At 57.8% G+C, this 19,615-nt stretch carries 21 protein-coding genes; 9 read left to right on the forward strand and 12 right to left on the reverse strand.

Annotated features, from left to right (window positions below):
• Positions 1–235: 235 nt before the first annotated feature.
• Entirely contained in the window at positions 236–1,435 is a 1,200-nt protein-coding gene (gene tyrS / locus ACM6IR_RS19445; protein ID WP_414909218.1) for a tyrosine--tRNA ligase, read from the reverse strand.
• Positions 1,436–1,646: 211 nt separating this feature from the next.
• Here tyrS and ACM6IR_RS19450 point away from each other — a divergent pair, with 211 nt between their 5' ends.
• On the forward strand, positions 1,647–3,077 hold the full coding sequence (locus tag ACM6IR_RS19450) for a peptidoglycan DD-metalloendopeptidase family protein (RefSeq protein ID WP_414909194.1): 1,431 nt from the start codon (positions 1,647–1,649) through the stop codon (positions 3,075–3,077).
• Positions 3,078–3,080: 3 nt separating this feature from the next.
• A complete protein-coding gene (locus ACM6IR_RS19455; RefSeq protein ID WP_414909195.1) occupies positions 3,081–4,172 on the forward strand; it encodes an anhydro-N-acetylmuramic acid kinase in 1,092 nt (363 codons plus the stop codon).
• A 73-nt stretch (positions 4,173–4,245) separates the two neighbouring features.
• Here the strand turns inward: ACM6IR_RS19455 and erpA are convergent, their stop codons facing one another.
• Together erpA and argC are read right to left on the reverse strand one after the other, a co-directional pair.
• Positions 4,246–4,596 carry an iron-sulfur cluster insertion protein ErpA gene (gene erpA / locus ACM6IR_RS19460; RefSeq protein ID WP_007906865.1) on the reverse strand — a complete coding sequence of 117 codons (351 nt, stop codon included), beginning with the start codon at positions 4,594–4,596 and terminating at the stop codon, positions 4,246–4,248.
• Positions 4,597–4,750: 154 nt separating this feature from the next.
• Entirely contained in the window at positions 4,751–5,785 is a 1,035-nt protein-coding gene (argC, locus tag ACM6IR_RS19465; RefSeq protein ID WP_414909196.1) for an N-acetyl-gamma-glutamyl-phosphate reductase, read from the reverse strand.
• Positions 5,786–5,993: 208 nt separating this feature from the next.
• On the opposite strand from argC, the gene hemJ reads away from it, so the two are divergent.
• The 6 genes from hemJ to coq7 all read left to right on the forward strand — a co-directional run bounded on the left by hemJ (position 5,994) and on the right by coq7 (position 10,621).
• On the forward strand, positions 5,994–6,425 hold the full coding sequence (gene hemJ, locus ACM6IR_RS19470) for a protoporphyrinogen oxidase HemJ (RefSeq protein WP_414909197.1): 432 nt from the start codon (positions 5,994–5,996) through the stop codon (positions 6,423–6,425).
• 32 nt (positions 6,426–6,457) lie between these two features.
• Positions 6,458–7,426, forward strand: a complete 969-nt coding sequence (locus tag ACM6IR_RS19475; protein WP_414909198.1) for an NAD(P)H-dependent flavin oxidoreductase — start codon at positions 6,458–6,460, stop codon at positions 7,424–7,426.
• Positions 7,427–7,517: 91 nt separating this feature from the next.
• Positions 7,518–8,495 carry a DUF805 domain-containing protein gene (locus ACM6IR_RS19480; RefSeq protein WP_414909199.1) on the forward strand — a complete coding sequence of 326 codons (978 nt, stop codon included), beginning with the start codon at positions 7,518–7,520 and terminating at the stop codon, positions 8,493–8,495.
• A 62-nt stretch (positions 8,496–8,557) separates the two neighbouring features.
• Positions 8,558–9,346, forward strand: a complete 789-nt coding sequence (locus ACM6IR_RS19485; RefSeq protein ID WP_414909200.1) for an SDR family NAD(P)-dependent oxidoreductase — start codon at positions 8,558–8,560, stop codon at positions 9,344–9,346.
• A gap of 81 nt (positions 9,347–9,427) precedes the next feature.
• Positions 9,428–9,766 carry a histidine triad nucleotide-binding protein gene (locus ACM6IR_RS19490; RefSeq protein WP_414909201.1) on the forward strand — a complete coding sequence of 113 codons (339 nt, stop codon included), beginning with the start codon at positions 9,428–9,430 and terminating at the stop codon, positions 9,764–9,766.
• A gap of 207 nt (positions 9,767–9,973) precedes the next feature.
• Positions 9,974–10,621, forward strand: coding sequence for a 2-polyprenyl-3-methyl-6-methoxy-1,4-benzoquinone monooxygenase (gene coq7 / locus ACM6IR_RS19495; protein WP_414909202.1), 648 nt, complete (start codon positions 9,974–9,976; stop codon positions 10,619–10,621).
• Positions 10,622–10,740: 119 nt separating this feature from the next.
• Here the strand turns inward: coq7 and speD are convergent, their stop codons facing one another.
• Both speD and ACM6IR_RS19505 read right to left on the reverse strand, forming a co-directional pair.
• On the reverse strand, positions 10,741–11,535 hold the full coding sequence (gene speD / locus ACM6IR_RS19500; RefSeq protein ID WP_414909203.1) for an adenosylmethionine decarboxylase: 795 nt from the start codon (positions 11,533–11,535) through the stop codon (positions 10,741–10,743).
• A gap of 239 nt (positions 11,536–11,774) precedes the next feature.
• A complete protein-coding gene (locus tag ACM6IR_RS19505; RefSeq protein ID WP_003206127.1) occupies positions 11,775–12,197 on the reverse strand; it encodes an OsmC family protein in 423 nt (140 codons plus the stop codon).
• A 246-nt stretch (positions 12,198–12,443) separates the two neighbouring features.
• Between ACM6IR_RS19505 and crp the strand changes: the two genes are divergently transcribed.
• Positions 12,444–13,088 carry a cAMP-activated global transcriptional regulator CRP gene (gene crp, locus ACM6IR_RS19510; RefSeq protein ID WP_414909204.1) on the forward strand — a complete coding sequence of 215 codons (645 nt, stop codon included), beginning with the start codon at positions 12,444–12,446 and terminating at the stop codon, positions 13,086–13,088.
• Between the two features lie 9 nt (positions 13,089–13,097).
• On the opposite strand, the gene ACM6IR_RS19515 is transcribed toward crp, so the two are convergent.
• The 7 genes from ACM6IR_RS19515 to rpe all read right to left on the reverse strand — a co-directional run bounded on the left by ACM6IR_RS19515 (position 13,098) and on the right by rpe (position 19,586).
• Positions 13,098–13,799 carry a biotin/lipoate A/B protein ligase family protein gene (locus ACM6IR_RS19515; RefSeq protein ID WP_414909205.1) on the reverse strand — a complete coding sequence of 234 codons (702 nt, stop codon included), beginning with the start codon at positions 13,797–13,799 and terminating at the stop codon, positions 13,098–13,100.
• Positions 13,800–13,945: 146 nt separating this feature from the next.
• The gene (gene trpC, locus ACM6IR_RS19520; protein ID WP_414909206.1) at positions 13,946–14,782 is read right to left on the reverse strand and encodes an indole-3-glycerol phosphate synthase TrpC; all 837 of its coding nucleotides are present in this window, start codon (positions 14,780–14,782) and stop codon (positions 13,946–13,948) included.
• Entirely contained in the window at positions 14,779–15,828 is a 1,050-nt protein-coding gene (trpD, locus tag ACM6IR_RS19525; protein WP_414909207.1) for an anthranilate phosphoribosyltransferase, read from the reverse strand. The genes trpC and trpD overlap by 4 nt, the downstream gene beginning before the upstream one ends.
• Before the next feature lie 9 nt (positions 15,829–15,837).
• Positions 15,838–16,431, reverse strand: coding sequence for an aminodeoxychorismate/anthranilate synthase component II (locus ACM6IR_RS19530; RefSeq protein WP_201116032.1), 594 nt, complete (start codon positions 16,429–16,431; stop codon positions 15,838–15,840).
• Between the two features lie 112 nt (positions 16,432–16,543).
• Entirely contained in the window at positions 16,544–18,025 is a 1,482-nt protein-coding gene (trpE, locus tag ACM6IR_RS19535; RefSeq protein WP_414909208.1) for an anthranilate synthase component I, read from the reverse strand.
• A 71-nt stretch (positions 18,026–18,096) separates the two neighbouring features.
• Entirely contained in the window at positions 18,097–18,915 is an 819-nt protein-coding gene (locus tag ACM6IR_RS19540) for a phosphoglycolate phosphatase (protein WP_414909209.1), read from the reverse strand.
• Positions 18,912–19,586, reverse strand: a complete 675-nt coding sequence (rpe, locus tag ACM6IR_RS19545; RefSeq protein ID WP_008035979.1) for a ribulose-phosphate 3-epimerase — start codon at positions 19,584–19,586, stop codon at positions 18,912–18,914. The genes ACM6IR_RS19540 and rpe overlap by 4 nt, the downstream gene beginning before the upstream one ends.
• Positions 19,587–19,615 lie beyond the last annotated feature (29 nt).

A 19,615-nucleotide genomic window follows, 5' to 3' on the forward strand; every position in this document is an offset into this window, starting at 1 on the left:
CAACTTCAACCACTTGCGCTTTCGATCTCTCGTTAGCGGGAGGCGAATTCTACAGCGTTACTCGCTGCTGTCAACACCTCTTTCTCAACTCCTTTCGCGCTTCGATGACCTGAAGCAACTTGCTGTCGAAAACTGCGTAACTCATTGTTTACCAAGGAGTTTTCCGTTTCGACTGCGCCGGAAGTGGGGCGAATTATAGACGTCTGGGATCTGCCGTCAACCCCTGATTTCAGCTTTATTCGGATTTGAGCGTAATACGCGCAAATGCCTTCTTCCCAGCCTGACAAACGTGAGTCGCGCCCAGTACATATATAAAGGTGCGGTCGACGACCTCACCATCTATACGCACACCGCCCGAATTCAGGAGATCACGCGCTACCGCAGAGTTCTTCACCAGGCCCGCCTTATTAAGGACCGCAGCAATTGGCATATCTTCTGTAGCGACCAGCTCGATCTCAGGCAGATCATCCGGCAGCTCACCTTCTTTCATACGGTTACCCGCCGCACGGTGAGCATTGGCCGCCGCTTCTTCGCCATGAAAACGCGCAACGATTTCTTCCGCCAATTTGATCTTGATATCGCGAGGGTTCGCACCCGCCTCGACGTCAGCACGGAATGCATCGATCTCGTCCATGGAACGGAAGCTGAGCAATTCGAAGTAGCGCCACATCAGCGCATCAGGAATGGAAACCAGTTTGCTGTACATGACGCCCGGCGCTTCCTGGATGCCAACGTAGTTGCCCAGGGACTTGGACATCTTCTTCACACCATCCAGGCCTTCGAGCAGCGGCATCGTCAGAATGCACTGCGGCTCCTGACCATAACCACGCTGCAGTTCACGCCCCATCAACAGGTTGAACTTTTGATCGGTACCACCCAACTCGACATCCGCGCGCAGAGCGACAGAGTCATACCCCTGAACCAGCGGATAAAGGAATTCGTGAATAGCGATTGGCTGATTGGTCGTGTAGCGCTTATCAAAGTCGTCGCGCTCAAGCATGCGAGCAACCGTGTATTGCGATGTCAGGCGAATGAAGTCCGCCGGCCCCATCTGATCCATCCAGGCGGAGTTGAACGCAACTTCGGTTTTAGCCGGATCAAGAATCTTGAAGACTTGAGTCTTGTAGGTCTCGGCATTCTCGAGCACCTGCTCGCGAGTGAGCGGCGGACGCGTCGCACTCTTGCCGCTTGGATCACCAATCATCCCGGTGAAGTCACCAATCAGGAAGATCACCTGATGCCCCAGCTCCTGGAACTGGCGCAGCTTATTAATAAGCACGGTGTGACCCAGGTGCAAATCCGGCGCAGTCGGATCAAAGCCTGCCTTAATACGTAGCGGCTGGCCACGCTTGAGCTTTTCAATCAGCTCGGACTCGACCAACAGTTCTTCCGCACCACGTTTAATCAGCGCTAGCTGCTCTTCAACCGACTTCATAACAGACCCGCAAGGCTCGAATTCAAAGGGGACCAACCATACAAGATCACGCGTGAAATACAAAGTTCGGCCGGCGCAATGACGCCAATCCGCTGGCAGAGTGACCACGGACTTGCTTCAGAGATGATTTGGTTATATTTTATACAGTTATTTCATCTTCATCATGTCATTCATCTTTTCCAATTCATCTTTTTCAAAGTCAAAATTACCTATGACCAATGAATCGTCTAAAGCGCCACCGCTTTACCCGAAGACCCACCTGCTCGCAGCAAGTGGCATTGCCGCCCTTCTGAGCCTGGCGCTTCTGATATTCCCTTCCAGTGATGTTGAAGCTAAAAAGACGACCCTGAGCCTGGAACTGGAAAGCCCTGCTGAACAACTCTCACAAGATCAAGACGCCGCCCAAGCCGTCCAGGCCACAAATGAGCCGGCAACCTCCCCTTTCGCGCAAATCGATAATAGCGCCGAAGACACACAGGAAACCGCTGAGGCCGCACCTGCAGCCGTTGCTGCACCTGTTGCCGAAGAAAAGAAGACGGCAAGTCACAGGGAAGTGATCGTCTCCAAAGGCGACACACTCGCAACATTGTTCGAGAAGGTCGGCCTCCCGTCCGCGTCGGTGCGTGACGTGCTGGCCAGCGACAAACAGGCCAAGCAGTTCAGCCAGCTCAAACATGGCCAGAAACTTGAATTCGAACTGGGCCCTAATGGCCAGCTCACTAACTTGCACAGCAAAGTCAGCGACGTCGAAAGCATCACTCTGACCAAGAATGCCAAGGGTTATACATTCAATCGGATTACTGCCAAACCTACCGTGCAATCTGCCTATGTTCACGGCGTGATCAACAGTTCGTTGTCGCAATCCGCTGCCCGTGCAGGCCTGTCCCACAGCCTGACCATGGACATGGCCAGCGTGTTTGGATACGACGTCGACTTCGCCCAGGATATTCGCCAGGGTGACGAGTTTGATGTGATCTACGAACAGAAAGTCGTCAACGGCAAGGCTGTCGGCAATGGTCCGATCCTTTCCGCGCGCTTCACCAACCGCGGTAAAACCTACACCGCCGTGCGTTACACCAACAAACAAGGCAACAGCAGCTACTACACCGCAGACGGCAACAGCATGCGCAAGGCGTTCATCCGCACTCCGGTGGACTTCGCCCGCATCAGCTCGAAATTTTCCATGAGCCGCAAACACCCGATCCTGAACAAGATCCGCGCCCACAAAGGTGTCGACTATGCAGCGCCTCGCGGCACGCCAATCAAGGCTACTGGCGACGGTAAAGTATTGTTGGCCGGTCGCCGCGGCGGCTACGGCAACACCGTGATCATCCAGCACGGCAACACCTACCGTACGCTGTATGGCCACATGCAGGGTTTCGCCAAAGGCGTACAGACTGGCAGCACCGTCAAGCAAGGCCAGGTGATCGGTTACATTGGCACCACCGGGCTATCCACCGGGCCGCACTTGCACTATGAGTTTCAGGTAAACGGCGTTCACGTCGATCCGCTGGGCCAAAAGTTGCCAATGGCCGACCCGATCGCCAAAGCCGAGCGCGCACGCTTCCTGACGCAAAGCCAACCGCTGATGGCGCGCATGGCTCAAGAGAAAGCCACCATGCTCGCTTCGAGCAAGCGCTAAGCCATGACGCTCTATATAGGGGTGATGTCCGGGACCAGCCTTGATGGTCTGGACGTCGCACTGGTCGAGCTGGCCCCGGCGATCAAGCTGATCGCCACGCATTACATCCCCATGCCTGACGCCCTGCGCACCGAGCTGCTTGGCTTGTGCGCCAGTGGCCCGGACGAGATTGCTCGCTCCGCCATCGCCCAGCAGAACTGGGTGAATCTGGCGGCACAGGGCATTCATGCCCTCCTTGCTAAACAAAACCTGAAGCCCGAAGACATTCGCGCGATTGGCAGCCACGGCCAGACAATTCGCCACGAACCCGCACGCGGCTTCACCGTGCAGATCGGCAACCCTGCCCTGCTGACCGAGTTGACCGGCATTACAGTGGTCAGCGACTTTCGCAGTCGTGACGTCGCTGCTGGCGGGCAAGGCGCACCCTTGGTTCCAGCGTTTCACGAGGCTCTGTTTGAAGAACAGGCAGGCAACCGCGCAGTGCTGAACGTCGGAGGTTTCAGTAACCTCAGCTTGATCGAGCCCGGCAAACCTGTATCAGGTTTCGACTGCGGCCCGGGGAATGTACTGCTGGATGCCTGGATTCATCAGCAACGCGGCGACAACTATGATCGCGACGGCCAATGGGCAGCCAGCGGCAAAGTCCAACCGGTTCTGCTGAATGAACTGCTGAGCGATCCCTTCTTCATCACCAAAGGCCCCAAGAGCACCGGCCGCGAAGTGTTCAACCTGCCATGGCTGACACAACACCTGTCGAAGTTGCCCGCCTTCGCCGCCGCAGACGTGCAAGCGACACTGCTTGAGCTGACCGCGCTGACCATTATCGAGTCGCTGCAATACGCCCAATCAGGCACTCAAGAACTGCTTGTCTGCGGCGGCGGCGCGCACAACTCAACGCTGATGAACCGCTTGGCCAGCCTGTTGCCGAACGCGAAAGTCAGCAGCACTGCCGCTTACGGCGTAGACCCCGACTGGGTCGAAGCCATGGCCTTCGCCTGGCTGGCCCATTGCTGCCTCGAAGGCATCGCGGCCAATCGCCCAAGCGTGACCGGTGCCCGCGGCCTGCGCATACTTGGCGCCATCTACCCCGCCTGAAATACCACCCCGGACAGCAAAACGCCGCAGAGCCCTGAGGCCATGCGGCGTTTGGTAATGCGCTGACTTGCGATCAGATCGAGAACGAAGAGCCGCAGCCACACGTCGTGGTGGCGTTCGGGTTCTTGATGACGAATCGCGAACCTTCCAGACCTTCCTGATAATCCACCTCGGCGCCTGCCAGGTACTGGAAGCTCATCGGATCAACGACCAGACTCACACCCTCGCGTTCAACGATGGTGTCGTCGTCGGCCACTTCTTCATCGAAGGTGAAACCGTACTGAAAACCTGAACAACCGCCGCCCGTAACGAATACGCGCAGCTTCAAGCGATCATTCCCCTCTTCATCGACCAGACTCTTCACCTTGTGCGCGGCACCGTGGGTGAATTGCAAAGCCGTGGGGGTGAAGGATTCGACGCTCATGCTGACTATCTCCCGGCGTTACGCCGCCATAATGCGTGATGACGCGCATTATCCGCTTCTCCTAGAAAATCGGTCAACTATTAGAGCAGCAGCTGCAAGTTTCAAGCTGTGAGCCTCAAGTTTGCAGCTTACAACTTGAAGCTTGTAGCTGCTCTCATGGCAGCATGCCGGCGTGGGACAGGCCCAGACGTTCATCCAGTCCGAAGAGGATGTTCAGGTTCTGCACAGCCTGACCCGACGCGCCTTTGACCAGGTTGTCGATGACCGACAACACGACCACCAGATCACCGTCCTGTGGACGATGCACGGCAATACGGCAGACGTTTGCACCACGCACGCTGCGGGTTTCCGGATGGCTGCCGGCTGGCATCACATCGACGAACGGTTCGCTGGCATAACGCTTTTCGAACAGCGCTTGCAGATCCACCGAGCGATCCACCACGGTCGCGTATAACGTCGAGTGAATGCCGCGGATCATTGGCGTCAGATGTGGAACGAAGGTCAAACCGACGTCCTTGCCGGCAGCGCGACGCAACCCTTGGCGGATTTCCGGCAGGTGACGGTGACCTTTGACGGCATAGGCCTTCATGCTTTCCGACGTCTCGGAGTACAGCGAGCCGACAGAAGCGCCACGACCGGCTCCGCTGACACCGGATTTGCAGTCAGCAATCAAGCGAGTGGTATCGGCCAGACCGGCTTCCAACAAGGGCAAGAAACCCAATTGCGTAGCAGTCGGGTAGCAACCCGGCACTGCGATCAGGCGAGCCTGTTTGATCTGCTCACGATTGACTTCCGGCAAGCCGTAGACCGCTTCCTCCAGTAGCTGCGGCGCACCGTGTGGCTGACCGTACCACTTGGCCCACTCATCAGCGTCTTGCAAACGGAAGTCCGCCGACAGATCGATGACCTTGGTCCCGGCCGCCAGCAACTCACCTGCCAGAGCATGGGCAACACCGTGAGGCGTGGCGAAGAACACCACGTCGCAGGCGCCCAGCGTCTTGATGTCCGGAACACTGAACGCCAGGCCGTCGTAATGGCCTCGCAGGTTCGGGTACATGTCGGCCACGGCCAGGCCAGCCTCGGATCGGGAAGTGATCACCACCACTTCTGCTTGCGGATGCTGTGCCAACAGACGCAGCAGTTCGACACCGGTGTAACCCGTGCCGCCGACGATACCGACCTTGACCATAAACCTGCCCTCAACGAACCCACTGGAAAGCCGTCGATAATAGGGCCAGCATCGTCCTGCGACAACCGGCAAGGTGACGTGCGGCCACTCACGTGTCCCGTCTCGGACATAACTGTTCAACTTTTGGCCGGCAAAATTGAACAGTTATGTCCGAGACGGGACACTTTCTCTACTATTCGGGCTACCGTGAACCTGGGAATAATGAAAAATGCTTTATTTGTGGCTCAAAGCGCTTCACATCGTCAGCATGGTCTGCTGGTTTGCCGGTCTGTTTTACCTGCCGCGTCTGTTCGTTTATCACGCGCAAAGTGAAGACACCGTCAGCAAGGAACGCTTCAGCATCATGGAGCGCAAGCTGTACCGAGGCATTATGGGCCCGGCGATGATCGCCACCTTGATCTTCGGTATCTGGCTGATCAGTCTCAACCCCAGCGCCTACTTCGGCCAGGGTGCCTGGATGCACGCCAAGTTGACACTGGTGGTGATCCTCATCGGCTACCACCACATGTGCGGCGCGCAGGTAAAACGTTTTGCCCGTGGCGAGAACACCCGCAGCCATGTCTTTTATCGCTGGTTCAATGAAGTGCCGGTTCTGATTTTGCTGGCTATCGTTATTCTGGTCGTGGTTCGACCTTTCTAATTCAATCGGCATAACTCACCGGGGTACTTCCAATGTCGCTGCCCGCTTTGCTCGAACAACGTTTGCGTCTGCCTGTAGTGGCAGCGCCGATGTTCCTGATTTCCAACCCGCAATTGGTACTCGCCTGCTGCCGCAATGGCGTGGTGGGCAGCTTCCCCGCGCTGAATCAACGCGAGAGCAGCGGCTTCAAAGCCTGGCTGGAGGAGATCGAAGCAGGACTGGCAGCACTGGAGAACCCGGCGCCTTACGCGGTGAACCTGATCGTCCACAACAGTAACCCGAGGTTGCAAGCCGACCTGGAGATCTGCGTCGAGCACAAAGTGCCAATCGTGATCACCAGCCTCGGTGCCGTGAAAGAGCTGGTGGACGCAGTCCACAGCTACGGCGGCCTGGTGTTCCACGATGTCACGACTCGCCGTCATGCGGAGAAAGCTGCGGAGGCCGGTGCGGACGGTTTGATCGCCGTAGCCGCAGGTGCCGGTGGACATGCAGGGACCTGGAGCCCGTTCTCGCTCATCGCCGAAATCCGCCAGTTCTTCGACAAGACATTGCTGCTGGCCGGCTGCCTGAACCATGGCCACGAAATTCTTGCCGCGCAGTTGCTCGGCGCGGATTTGGCCTACTTCGGTACGCGATTTATCGGCACCACTGAAAGTCATGCACCTGACGCTTATAAAGAGATGCTGCTGACGTCCAGGGCAGCGGACATCGTCCATACTCCGGCGGTGTCTGGTGTACCGGCGAGTTTCATGCGCCAGAGCCTGGAAGCTGCCGGTTTCGACATGGCAGCGCTGCAAGGCAAAGGGGAGGTGAACTTCGGTTCCAAACTCAAACCGCTGAGCGATGAAGCCAAAGCCTGGAAAACCGTATGGTCCGCAGGCCAGGGCGTCGGCGAAATCGATGATTTGCCGAGTGTCGATCAATTGGTTGCACGGCTCGACGCCGAGTATCGCAAGGCGCTGGAGCTTGCAGGTCAGTTATCAAATCGCTGGCCGCGCTGACAGGAAAATCGGGCCAGCCGTCCAAGGCTGGCCTTAGACTCCAGGCTTGCAACACGTTCTATTCAAGTAACCGCGACAAGGATGCCTCGCAATGAGCGAAAACCGCTTCAAGATCGTATTCGACGGCGCTCTGCTGCCAGGCGTTGACATCACCACTGCCAAACTCAATCTCGCCGAGTTATTCAAAAGCGATGTGGCGGCCATCGAGCGCTTGTTCAGTGGCCGACCGATAGCGCTCAAGCATGACTTGTCGCACGCCGACGCCCAGACGTATCTCCAGGCGCTGACCAAAACCGGTATCGATGCCCGGATTGAAAGTGAGCCGACCATTGAACTGAATCTATCCGACGTTCACGACCCCTCCCTCACACCCAACCCATGGCGATCGGCAGACGCCGAATCACCTTATGCACCACTACAGGCTTCTGTCGGTGAGGCGCTACCAGAATTCGGCCCACTCAAGGCCTTCACATTCACAGGACGCATTGGCCGTCTGCGCTATCTAGCCTGGACGATGGCCTTGATGCTGGTGTTAATGGGCGTCGCCAGCGTGTTCGTTTCCATCGGCTTGTCGCTCATTGCCCTTACTTCAACGGTCGGCCTGATCATTGGCGGACTGTTCGGCACAGCAATAGGCATCGCGTTCATCGTCGTCGGCATTCAGATCAGCGTTCAGCGCCTGCATGATCTGGGCTGGTCCGGCTGGCTGTATCTACTGACACTGGTGCCATTCGTAGGCGGGCTCTTTGCGATTTTGCTGGCAATACTGCCAGGCAATACCGCGCCCAACCAATACGGTGCACCGCCACCGGCCAACAGCACCGCGGTAAAAGTGCTTTGCGCTCTTTGGCTGGTGTTCATCGCTGCTGGATTCATAGGCTTACTCACTGGCGGCATCGAAACCTTGCACAATGAATATGAAAGCACCACCGAGAGCACCTATGAAAGTGGCTCGGTCACAACCGACGAAGTTGAGGCTGAGCCCGCAAACGAGGCGGAACAAGTACCAAATTCCACAGTCGATGAAGCCGAAGAACCCCTGCCCCCTGTAGACTCTGCGAAAGAATGAACAGCGCTCCCCGCCCGTGACACCTTGGTCGTCGGCGCGGAGCTGTTGCGATGGAGAACTGCATGACCCGTTACGCTCTGATCACTGGCGCTTCCAGCGGCATCGGCCTGGCGATGGCCGAAGCGCTGGCCCGCCGAGGCCGCAGCCTGATTCTGGTGGCCCGACAGCGTGATCAGCTGGAAAGTATTGCGATTGAATTGACTCAACGTTTTGGCGTGGACGTGTTATTCCGTGCCTGCGACCTCGGCGAGCCGCTGCGGCTGTCCGGATTTCTGCTGGAACTGGAAGAAGGTGATCGGCAGATCGACTTGCTGGTGAACTGCGCCGGCATCGGCACCTGCGGTCCCTTCCTGGCCCAGGACTGGATGACCGAGCAGGATCTGATCGAGCTGAACATCCTCGCGCTCACTCGCCTGTGTCACGCCATCGGCAACAGCATGGCGTTGCAGGGTGGCGGGCAGATTCTGAATGTCGCCTCGGTGGCGGCGTTCCATCCCGGCCCCTGGATGAGCACTTACTACGCCAGCAAGGCTTATGTGCTGCACTTTTCCGAAGGACTGCGTGTCGAGTTGAAGAAGTGCGCGATCAAGGTGTCGGTACTCTGTCCTGGTCCTACCCGCACCGCATTTTTCCGAACGGCCCAATTGAACACTGAAAAACTGGCCGACAGCAAAATGCTGATGAGCCCTGAAGAAGTCGCGCTCTACACCGTGCGGGCCCTGGAGAAAAATCGCGCCATCATCATTCCCGGCCGACGCAACCGCTGGCGCGCCTTCCTGCCGCGGCTCGGCTCGCGGTGGCTGATCCGGACAATTGCCGGCATGGCCAACAAGGCCTATTGCCCGCGCTGATCAAACGTCAAGGTAAAAGGCTGGGCTCGGGCATAACCCATGGTTACACTCAGGCCAGCCCAAACAACGGAGAAAACAGCTGTGGATACTCTGTTCAGCAAGATCATCAACCGGGAAATCCCGGCGAAGATCATTTACGAGGACGACCAGGTACTGGCCTTCCACGATATCGCCCCACAGGCACCCGTGCATTTTCTGGTGGTGCCGAAAAAACCGGTGCGCACCCTTAATGACCTCACCGAGGAAGACAAGGCACTGGCCGGGCATATTCTGTTCACCGCCCAGCGTCTGGCCCTGGAGTTGGGTTGCGAGAAGGGTTTCCGTGTGGTCATGAACTGCAATGAAGAGGGTGGGCAGACCGTCTATCACATTCATATGCATGTGCTCGGTCAACGTCAGATGCATTGGCCTCCGGGTTGATTCACCACGCATCCCTGTAGGAGCGAGCTTGCTCGCGATGGACTCAAGAGCGCCGCGTTTAACCAGTAAATACGCGTTATCGTTAACGACCATCGCAAGCAAGCTCGCTCCTACAATATTGAATCCCTTGAGAGCAATGACCCGGCGCAAACCTTCCCCCGGCCGATTGGGTTAAACTGGCCGCCGAGATTCTTCCCGGAGGTCAGCATGACTACCCAACGTCACTACTCGCCGATTGACCGTCTTCTGCTGCAAGCCGATGCCGCAATGCGTACCTTGCTGCCTTTCAGTGGCCAGCCGTACCGTCCGTCCCCCGCTATCGTGCAGCCGGATGCGCAAATGAGCGACGAAGACACCCGGCACGTCGCCGGTCTGATGCGCATCAACCATACCGGCGAAGTCTGTGCCCAGGCGCTGTATCAAGGGCAAGCCCTGACCGCCAAGCTGCCGCAAGTGCGCGCGGCCATGGAACATGCCGCCGAAGAAGAAATCGATCATTTGGTCTGGTGCGAACAACGCATCCAGCAGTTGGGTAGCCACACCAGCATCCTTAATCCACTGTTCTACGGCATGTCGTTCGGGATTGGCGCGGTGGCCGGGTTGATCAGCGACAAAGTCAGCCTCGGTTTCGTTGCTGCAACCGAGCATCAAGTGTGCAAACACCTGAACGAACACCTTGAACAACTGCCGGCAGCGGACGAAAAGTCCCGGGCAATCCTCGAACAGATGCGCATCGATGAAGAACATCACGCCGAAAGCGCGCTGGAGGCAGGCGGTTTCCGCTTCCCGGCACCGGTGAAGTTCGGCATGAGTCTGATGGCCAAGGTGATGACCAAGAGTACTTATCGGATCTGACATTTACATCGTCGGATCGGGCCCCATCGCGAGCAAGCTCGCTCCCACAGGGACCTGCGTTCCAGCCATAAAAAAGGCGACTACCGCAAAGTAGTCGCCTTTTTAGTTACTCGAAAATCTTAGCTCGGCACGTTGCGCGCGTAGAAGATTTCCAGCATTTCGTGTTTCACACGCTCGGTCACCTGAACACGTTGCTCAGAGGACAGGCTGGTGGTCGCGTCGCCGAACAGGTAGTTGTCCAGTTCGAAGTTCTTCAGCAGCATTTTGGTGTGGAACAGATTTTCCTGATACACGTTCACGTCAGTCATCTGGTAACTGTCGCGGGTGTCTACGGAAAGATAGTTCTGGATCGAGTTGATCTCGTGGTCGATGAAGTGCTTTTTACCTTCAATGTCACGGGTGAAACCGCGCACACGATAATCCACGGTCACGATGTCCGAATCGAACTGGTGAATCAGGAAGTTGAGTGCCTTAAGCGGTGAAATGACGCCACAGGTCGACACGTCAATGTCTACACGGAATGTCGCGATACCGTCCACCGGATGGATTTCCGGGTAGGTGTGTACCGTGATGTGGCTCTTGTCGAGGTGGGCCAGGATAATTTCAGGCAGCGGGCCCGGGGACTCTTCGATCTGACTGTCGGTAGGTGTCACCGGCTCTTCGGAGATCAGAATCGTGACGCTGGCACCCTGGGGTTCATAGTCCTGACTGGCGATGTTCAGGATATTGGCACCAATGATATCGACAACTTCTGTGAGGATCTGCGTCAGGCGCTTCGCGTTGTACTCTTTATTGATGTACTCGACGTAAGCCTGTTGGTCTTGCGGGGTTTCCGCGTAGCAGATGTCATAGATGTTGAAGCTCAAGGTCTTTGTCAGGTTATTGAACCCGTGGAGCTTGAGTTTGCTTTTCACCGTTAAAAACTCTCTATGTATTGCGGCCCGAGCCGCGTGATCAAGCATGCCCGTCAGATGCGAATGCCGCACCTGCGTAGGACGGTTAACACCTCTTCGCGATGGCGATTTTGGTTGTCTGTTCGGGTGTGCGGCCTGTCGGTGGACGGGCCACTACCCTGAAAAAAGTGGCGCATTATGCAGACGTCAGCTTGGGATCGCCAGAGTCTGCATTGCTTTTATGATAGTTGAATGTCGATTCAACCGAGTTCGATGATTTCGTAGTCGTGGGTAATCTCTACACCCGCGGCGCCGAGCATGATCGAGGCCGAGCAATACTTCTCGGCGGACAGCTCGATGGCACGTTTGACCTGGGCTTCTTTCAGCGCCCGGCCTTTGACCACGAAATGCATATGGATCTTGGTAAAGACCTTAGGATCTTCGGTCGCGCGCTCGGCTTCAAGGAAGGCTTCGCAGCTCTCGACGGCCTGGCGAGACTTCTTGAGGATGCTGACCACATCGAAATTGCTGCAACCGCCGACACCCAGCAGGAGCATTTCCATCGGCCGGACACCCAAATTGCGTCCACCGGCCTCGGGCGGACCGTCCATGACCACGACATGACCGCTGCCGGATTCACCGAGGAACATGGCTTCGCCAGCCCATTGGATGCGTGCCTTCATCGCCAAGACTCCACTGTATAAAATAGGGTCGCCAGCTTAGCACAGGGCCCCGCAATGACAGCGCTTCACCTTCCTGGGACATATCCGTCAGCGCCGTAGGTAAATGTTCGAATGTTGCAGGAAGTGTCTGGTAAGCTGGCGCCAATTCGCTGGCGCATGGCCAGCTTTGTAGCAAAAACAGATCGCAGGCTTCGCCAGTTCCTACAAAAAACCAAACACACCGCGCAGTCATTTCGGGACACAACCATGGTTGCTATTGCCCCCACCCCCAAAATCAAGAACCTCGACAAGCTGTTGATGCACTGCCAGCGCCGTCGCTATGCGGCCAAGAGCAACATCATCTGTGCCGGCGACCGCTCGGAGACGCTGTTCTTCATCATCAAAGGCTCGGTCACCATTCTGATCGAGGATGACGACGGCCGGGAAATGATCATTGCTTACCTGAACTCCGGCGACTTTTTCGGTGAGCTGGGTTTGTTTGAACAGGCAGGTCTGGAACAGGAACGCAGTGCCTGGGTGCGCGCAAAGATCGAATGCGAAGTTGCGGAAATCAGCTACGCGAAATTCCGCGAGTTGTCCCAGCAAGACCCGGACATTCTTTACGTACTCAGCGGACAAATCGCACAGCGCCTGCGTAACACTACCCGCAAGGTTGGCGATCTGGCGTTCTTCGACGTAACTGGCCGCGTGGCTCGCTGCTTGCTGGAACTGTGCAAGCAGCCAGACGCCATGACTCATCCCGACGGGATGCAGATCAAGGTGACCCGTCAGGAAATCGGGCGAATTGTCGGGTGCTCGCGTGAGATGGTCGGTCGTGTGCTCAAGGATCTGGAAGAGCGCAACCTGGTGAACGTCAAAGGCAAGACCATGGTGGTCTTCGGTACGCGCTAAGCTCGAAAACTACGCCCCGAACATGTCCGCCAGCAATTGGCGATAGAGCGCGTCGAGCCGGCCCAGTGCGTCAGGCGCGGCAAATTTTTCATGCAGGGCGATGTGGCTCTCGGCGCGAACACGCTGCTCCAGTCCGCAGGCCTCATTGAAACGATTGACTGCCGCAACCATCGATTCGCGTTCGTTATCCAGCAACAAAGCACCGTGCACCAACCCGACCGGGCGGGAACCGCCCTTGCTCTGGCGCCAGCGCTGAGCCGTGCCCACCATCTTGCGCCCGTCGAGGTTGACGTTGAAACGGCCATCGCAGAATGCGCCATCCACCTCACCCAACGAGGAGACACCGCCCAGCTCATCCAGCAGCTGACGAATCGGATCACAGAGCCGGCGATAAGCCGTTTCGATCCGGTTCTGATCCCCCTCGCTACGCGGCGGTGCGTACACCAGTGCGATGTTGATCGTCGAGGCCGATTGCGGCACCGGCTCACCGCCGGTTTCGCGTAGCAGCACCGGCCAACCCGCTGCTGCCGACACCTCACAGGCAGCCTCAAAGCCAGGCATGCGATTCAACCGTCGCGGCATGACTAATGCCCGATCGCTGGGCTGCCAGAACAGCAGACCAAACTCCGCGTCACCCGCGCAAACGGATGCCAGTAGATTCTGCTCGGCGAGCAGGCCGGCTTCGACGGTCAATGAAGTGGGTGAAGTCATAACGTGTTCCGTAGGACATGAAGTCTATGGTGCTGCTGATGCCGCCATCGCGAGCAAGCTCGCTCCCACATTTGATCTTGGTGCCCCCCTGTTTCCTGGCGGGCATCAGACTCTGTGGGAGCGAGCTTGCTCGCGATGGGGTCGACTCAGTCGAGTGTCGAGCCGCTCACCGCAGTCCCACGCTCTGGAAAGAACAAGCGCTGCAGTTCGGTACCCGGGCTTTCGGCGCGCATGAATGCCTCGCCGACCAGGAACGAATACACATCGCTGATTTCCATCAACTCGACATCGGCCCGATTGAAAATGCCGCTTTCCGTGATCACCAAACGATCACGCGGGATACGCGGTAACAGATCAAGCGTAGTTTCCAGGCTGACGTCGAAGGTGTGCAGGTTGCGGTTGTTCACGCCGACCAACGGAGTGTCGAGGGTTTTCAAGGCCCGCTCCAGCTCGTCGCCATCGTGAACTTCCACCAGCACGTCGAGGCCGACGCTTTTTGCCACGGCGGCCAGCTCGGCCATTTTCACGTCATCCAGTGCGGAGACGATCAACAGCACGCAGTCCGCACCCAAGGCACGGGCTTCGACGATCTGATACGGATCGATCATGAAATCCTTGCGGATCACCGGCAATTTGCACGCCGCGCGAGCCTGTTGCAGATACACATCCGCACCCTGGAAGAAATCGATATCGGTGAGCACCGACAGGCACGTCGCACCGCCCTTCTCGTAGCTCTTGGCGATGTCGGCAGGCAAGAAATTCGCGCGAATCACGCCTTTGCTCGGCGAAGCCTTCTTGATTTCAGCAATGACCGCAGGCTGCTTGAGCTTGGCCTGAGCCAACAGTGCCTTGGCAAACCCACGGGGTGCATCGGCCGACTTGGCCAGACTTTCCAGCTCCGCCAGACTTACACGGGCGCTACGCTCGGCAACTTCCTGGACTTTGCGCGCCAGAATGTTTTCCAGAACCGTCGGTACACTCATCCCTCATTCTCCACTTTGAATACCGCGGTAAATGCACCCAACTCCTCAAGTTTTTCCCGAGCGAGGCCTGTGTGCAGCGCATCGTGCGCCAGGGCAACGCCTTCCTTCAAACTGGTGGCATGGTCGGCAGCGTACAGCGCGGCCCCGGCATTGAGCACGATCATCTCGGCAGCTTTCTGACCGTTCTCGGTCTTGCGCTTGCCCAAGGCATCGCGGATCAGCTCAAGGGAGGCCGCCGGGCTTTCCACTGCCAGTCCGTGCAGGCTCTGGCTCTTCATGCCCAGGTCTTCCGGTTCGACCCAATACTCGGTGACCTGGTCATTCTTCAACTCTGCGACAAACGTCGGCGCCGCCAGACTGAATTCGTCCAGGCCATCTTTCGAATGCACGACGAGCACATGTTTGCTGCCCAGGCGCTGCAAGACTTCGGCCAACGGCCGGCACAACGCCTGATTGAACACACCCACCACCTGATGTTTAACACCGGCCGGATTCGTAAGCGGGCCAAGCATGTTGAACAGGGTGCGCAGGCCAAGCTCCCGACGCGGACCGGCGGCGTATTTCATGGCACTGTGATGGGTCTGGGCAAACATGAAGCCGATGCCGACATTATCGATGCAACGTGCCACCTGAATCGGTGTCAGGTTGAGGTAGATACCGGCGGCCTCCAGCAGGTCGGCACTGCCGCTTTTACCCGAGACGGCGCGGTTACCATGCTTGGCGACGGTGCAACCGGCCGCTGCGACGACGAAAGACGAAGCGGTCGACACGTTGAAAATGTTCGCACCATCACCGCCAGTGCCGACCACATCGACGACGCCGTCGAGGGTCCTGAGTTCAACCTTGTCCGCCAACTCGCGCATGACCGACACGGCGCCGACGATTTCGTCGATGCTTTCGCTCTTCATGCGCATGGCCATCATGAATGCGCCGATCTGCGCATCCGTGCATTGCCCGGTCATGATTTCGCGCATCACATCACGCATTTCATCGGTGCTGAGGTCGAGCTGGTCGACGATACGGCTCAGGGCTGTCTTGATATTCATGGAACGTCCTTAGCGCGTGCCGCCGGTTTGTTTGAGGAAGTTGGCGAACAGTTCGTGGCCCTGCTCGGTCAGGATCGACTCAGGGTGAAACTGCACACCCTCGATGTTCAGCGTCTTGTGGCGCAGTCCCATGATCTCGTCCACTGAACCGTCTTCGAGTTGGGTCCAGGCAGTCAGCTCCAGGCAGTCCGGCAGGGTTTCGCGCTTGACGATCAGCGAGTGATAACGGGTGACCGTCAGCGGGTGATTCAGACCTTCGAAGACACCTTTGTCCTCGTGGAACACCGGGCTGGTCTTGCCGTGCATGACCTGACGGGCACGGACCACATCGCCGCCAAAAGCCTGGCCGATGGACTGGTGGCCCAGGCACACGCCCAGAATTGGCAGTTTGCCGGCGAAATACTTGATCGCTTCGATTGAAATGCCGGCTTCGGTCGGGGTGCAAGGACCTGGAGAGACGACGATCCGCTCAGGGTTGAGGGCTTCAATTTCGGCAATGGTGAGCTCATCGTTGCGCACGACTTTGACCTGGGAGCCGAGCTCACCAAGGTATTGCACAACGTTGTAGGTAAAGGAGTCGTAGTTATCGATCATCAGCAACATGGCTTAAACCTCTTGAATTCACTGACTTTAAATACAGCCTTCGAATGAGTGACCCGCAGCGTCCAGCACTTTGTCAGGCAAAGCGGCATGTCATACGGGTCGCGTTCATCGGTCAGCTTTCCGGAGTTTGTTCAGCCAGAGCCACGGCGCGGAACATTGCGCGACGCTTGTTCAGGGTTTCTTCCCATTCCAGCGCCGGCACCGAGTCGGCGACGATGCCGCCACCGGCCTGCACATGCAGTTCGCCGTTCTTGATCACGGCAGTACGAATGGCGATGGCGGTGTCCATGTTGCCGTTCCAAGCGAAATAACCGACCGCGCCGCCGTAGACGCCACGCTTGACCGGTTCCAGTTCGTCGATGATTTCCATCGCGCGGATCTTCGGCGCACCGGACAAGGTGCCCGCCGGCAGAATCGCCCGCAGTGCATCCATCGCCGTCAGCCCGGCCTTCAACTGGCCCGTGACGTTGGACACGATGTGCATCACGTTGGAGTAACGCTCGATGACCATTTTCTCGGTGAGTTTCACCGAACCGATTTCCGAGACCCGACCGGTGTCATTACGGCCCAGGTCGATCAGCATCAAATGCTCGGCGATTTCCTTGTCGTCGGACAGCAGGTCTTTTTCCAGCGCCAAGTCAGCCTCTTCGTTGGCTCCGCGTGGACGAGTGCCGGCAATCGGGCGCACGGTGATCAGGTTGTCTTCGACCCGCACCAATACTTCTGGCGAACTGCCGACGACATGGAAGTCACCGAAGTTGAAGAAGTACATGTAAGGCGTCGGGTTGAAACAACGCAGCGCACGGTACAGATCGATGGGCGCCGCCTTGAAGTCGATCGACATGCGCTGGGACGGCACGACTTGCATGCAGTCGCCAGCCAGGATGTATTCCTTGATGGTGTCGACGGCTTTTTCGTAATCGTCCTGGGTGAAACTGGAGCGGAACACCGGGTCGGTCGACTGCTGTTTGCTGAAATCCAGGCCACGGCGCGGCGTGATCGGCTGACGAAGTTTTTCCAGCAGCGCTTGCAGACGCGCCTGACCTTGCTCGAAGGCATCGTCCTGCGACGGGTCGGCCAGAACGATTGCGTGCATCTTGCCGGCGAGGTTGTCGAAGACCACCACCGCGTCGGAAACCATCAGCAGAATGTCCGGCACGCCCAGCGGATCCGGGTTCGGGCACTTGCCCAGACGCTTCTCCACATAGCGCACGCAGTCGTAGCCGAAGTAGCCCACCAGGCCGCCGTTGAAACGCGGCAGGCCGGCAATGGTCGGGACGTTGTAACGGGCTTTGAACGCTTCGACGAAAGCCAGTGGATCTTCAGCTTCGTGGCTTTCGATCTCGATGCCGTCGTGGGTCACGCTCACATGGTGATCATGAACGCGCAACACGGTACGGCACGGCAGGCCGATGATCGAATAACGGCCCCACTTCTCCCCGCCCTGAACAGATTCGAGCAGATAGGAGTTAGGCTCGTCGGCCAGTTTCAGGTAGATCGACAGCGGCGTGTCGAAGTCGGCCAGGGTTTCGCAGGCAAGCGGGATGCGATTGTAGCCGGCAGCGGCCAAACGCAGGAATTCTTCACGGATCATGGGGTAGCCTCGTGGCTTGAGGGTCTAACAGTCAGGTATGCAAACGCGCCGGTATGCCGGCCAGGAACAAGTCAGGCGCGCCAACGCCAGCGGGCCAGGGCCTTGATGACTTTCATCCAGAGTTTGCGAGTGACCACCACGATGGAGTTTCCAGGAGGGGATTGAACAGCGTCGGCCAACGTTATCTCAGCGGCCGGTTCCAGGCAACCGGGAATTAGCTTGCGTAAATCGTCGATCACCAGCGCTGGCGACTCTTCGGCAATCGGTCGGCCGTGGTTATAGCCATAACTGAGTGCCACACACTTGACCCCCGCCGCTTTCGCCGCCAGCACGTCGCTGCGCGAGTCTCCGACGAACAACGATTGCGATGCCGGGATGTTGGCCATTTTCATCACGAAAAACAGCGCGGCCGGATCGGGCTTTTGCTGTGGCAAGGTATCGCCACCGATGATCCATTTGAAGTAACGGCCGATTTTCATCTGATCCAGCAGCGGTGCGACAAAGCGCTCCGGCTTATTGGTGATCAGGGCCATTTCCACGCCTTGTTTGTTCAGCCATTTGAGGGTGTCACGCACGCCGGGGTAAACCGCCGTCAGCTCGTGACCGTCCTCGTAAAAGCCGTTGAACAACGCCAGGGCATGCTCGGCCTCGACCTCATCGACACCCTCGGCGTCGATATGGTTGGCCAACGCCCGGCGCACCAGCATGTGCACGCCGTTACCCACCCACTCACGCACCGATTCGATGCCGACCGGTTTGCGCCCGAGCTTGAGCAGCATGTTATCCACCGCCGCTGCCAGGTCGGGGACCGAATCGATCAGCGTGCCATCCAGATCGAACATCACCAGCCGCGGCAGGCGCCCCGGAAACAACTGCTCAAAGCCACTCATGGACGAGCCAGCGCCAGTTCGGAACGCATCTTCTCGATCACTTCCTGATAGTTCGGCGCATTGAAAATTGCCGAGCCGGCCACGAAGGTATCAGCGCCAGCCGCAGCGATTTCACGAATGTTGTTCACGTTTACACCGCCATCGATTTCCAGGCGAATGTCACGGCCGGACGCATCGATCAGCGCCCGCGCTTCACGCAGCTTGTCGAGGGTGCCGGGGATGAACTTCTGCCCGCCGAAGCCCGGGTTGACGCTCATCAACAGGATCATGTCGACCTTGTCCATCACGTACTTGAGCACGTCCAGCGGGGTCGCCGGATTGAACACCAGACCCGACTTGCAGCCGCCTTCGCGGATCAGTTGCAGCGAACGGTCAACGTGCTGCGTGGCTTCCGGGTGGAAAGTGATGTAGGTCGCGCCGGCTTCGATAAAATCACCGACGATGCGATCCACCGGGCTGACCATCAGGTGTGCATCGATGGGCGCGGTCACGCCATATTTACGCAGCGCGGCGCAGACCATCGGGCCGATGGTCAGGTTTGGCACGTAGTGATTATCCATGACATCGAAGTGCACGAAGTCGGCGCCGGCGGCCAGGACGTTGTCCACTTCTTCACCCAGGCGGGCGAAGTCGGCGGAGAGAATCGACGGAGCAATGACGAAGGGCTGCATGACGCACCTTTTTTGAGCAGAATCACGAT

The organism is Pseudomonas sp. IT-P253, from assembly GCF_949768125.1.
Lineage (GTDB): Bacteria > Pseudomonadota > Gammaproteobacteria > Pseudomonadales > Pseudomonadaceae > Aquipseudomonas.

What these genes read in the sequence shown, in the direction of transcription:
- tyrS (WP_414909218.1), bottom strand. Translation starts at nt 1,435, where the DNA reads ATGAAGTCGGTTGAAGAGCAGCTAGCGCTGATTAAACGTGGTGCGGAA.
- ACM6IR_RS19450 (WP_414909194.1), top strand. Translation starts at nt 1,647, where the DNA reads ATGACCAATGAATCGTCTAAAGCGCCACCGCTTTACCCGAAGACCCAC.
- ACM6IR_RS19455 (WP_414909195.1), top strand. Translation starts at nt 3,081, where the DNA reads ATGACGCTCTATATAGGGGTGATGTCCGGGACCAGCCTTGATGGTCTG.
- erpA (WP_007906865.1), bottom strand. Translation starts at nt 4,596, where the DNA reads ATGAGCGTCGAATCCTTCACCCCCACGGCTTTGCAATTCACCCACGGT.
- argC (WP_414909196.1), bottom strand. Translation starts at nt 5,785, where the DNA reads ATGGTCAAGGTCGGTATCGTCGGCGGCACGGGTTACACCGGTGTCGAA.
- hemJ (WP_414909197.1), top strand. Translation starts at nt 5,994, where the DNA reads ATGCTTTATTTGTGGCTCAAAGCGCTTCACATCGTCAGCATGGTCTGC.
- ACM6IR_RS19475 (WP_414909198.1), top strand. Translation starts at nt 6,458, where the DNA reads ATGTCGCTGCCCGCTTTGCTCGAACAACGTTTGCGTCTGCCTGTAGTG.
- ACM6IR_RS19480 (WP_414909199.1), top strand. Translation starts at nt 7,518, where the DNA reads ATGAGCGAAAACCGCTTCAAGATCGTATTCGACGGCGCTCTGCTGCCA.
- ACM6IR_RS19485 (WP_414909200.1), top strand. Translation starts at nt 8,558, where the DNA reads ATGACCCGTTACGCTCTGATCACTGGCGCTTCCAGCGGCATCGGCCTG.
- coq7 (WP_414909202.1), top strand. Translation starts at nt 9,974, where the DNA reads ATGACTACCCAACGTCACTACTCGCCGATTGACCGTCTTCTGCTGCAA.
- ACM6IR_RS19505 (WP_003206127.1), bottom strand. Translation starts at nt 12,197, where the DNA reads ATGAAGGCACGCATCCAATGGGCTGGCGAAGCCATGTTCCTCGGTGAA.
- crp (WP_414909204.1), top strand. Translation starts at nt 12,444, where the DNA reads ATGGTTGCTATTGCCCCCACCCCCAAAATCAAGAACCTCGACAAGCTG.
- ACM6IR_RS19515 (WP_414909205.1), bottom strand. Translation starts at nt 13,799, where the DNA reads ATGACTTCACCCACTTCATTGACCGTCGAAGCCGGCCTGCTCGCCGAG.
- trpC (WP_414909206.1), bottom strand. Translation starts at nt 14,782, where the DNA reads ATGAGTGTACCGACGGTTCTGGAAAACATTCTGGCGCGCAAAGTCCAG.
- trpD (WP_414909207.1), bottom strand. Translation starts at nt 15,828, where the DNA reads ATGAATATCAAGACAGCCCTGAGCCGTATCGTCGACCAGCTCGACCTC.
- ACM6IR_RS19530 (WP_201116032.1), bottom strand. Translation starts at nt 16,431, where the DNA reads ATGTTGCTGATGATCGATAACTACGACTCCTTTACCTACAACGTTGTG.
- trpE (WP_414909208.1), bottom strand. Translation starts at nt 18,025, where the DNA reads ATGATCCGTGAAGAATTCCTGCGTTTGGCCGCTGCCGGCTACAATCGC.
- ACM6IR_RS19540 (WP_414909209.1), bottom strand. Translation starts at nt 18,915, where the DNA reads ATGAGTGGCTTTGAGCAGTTGTTTCCGGGGCGCCTGCCGCGGCTGGTG.
- rpe (WP_008035979.1), bottom strand. Translation starts at nt 19,586, where the DNA reads ATGCAGCCCTTCGTCATTGCTCCGTCGATTCTCTCCGCCGACTTCGCC.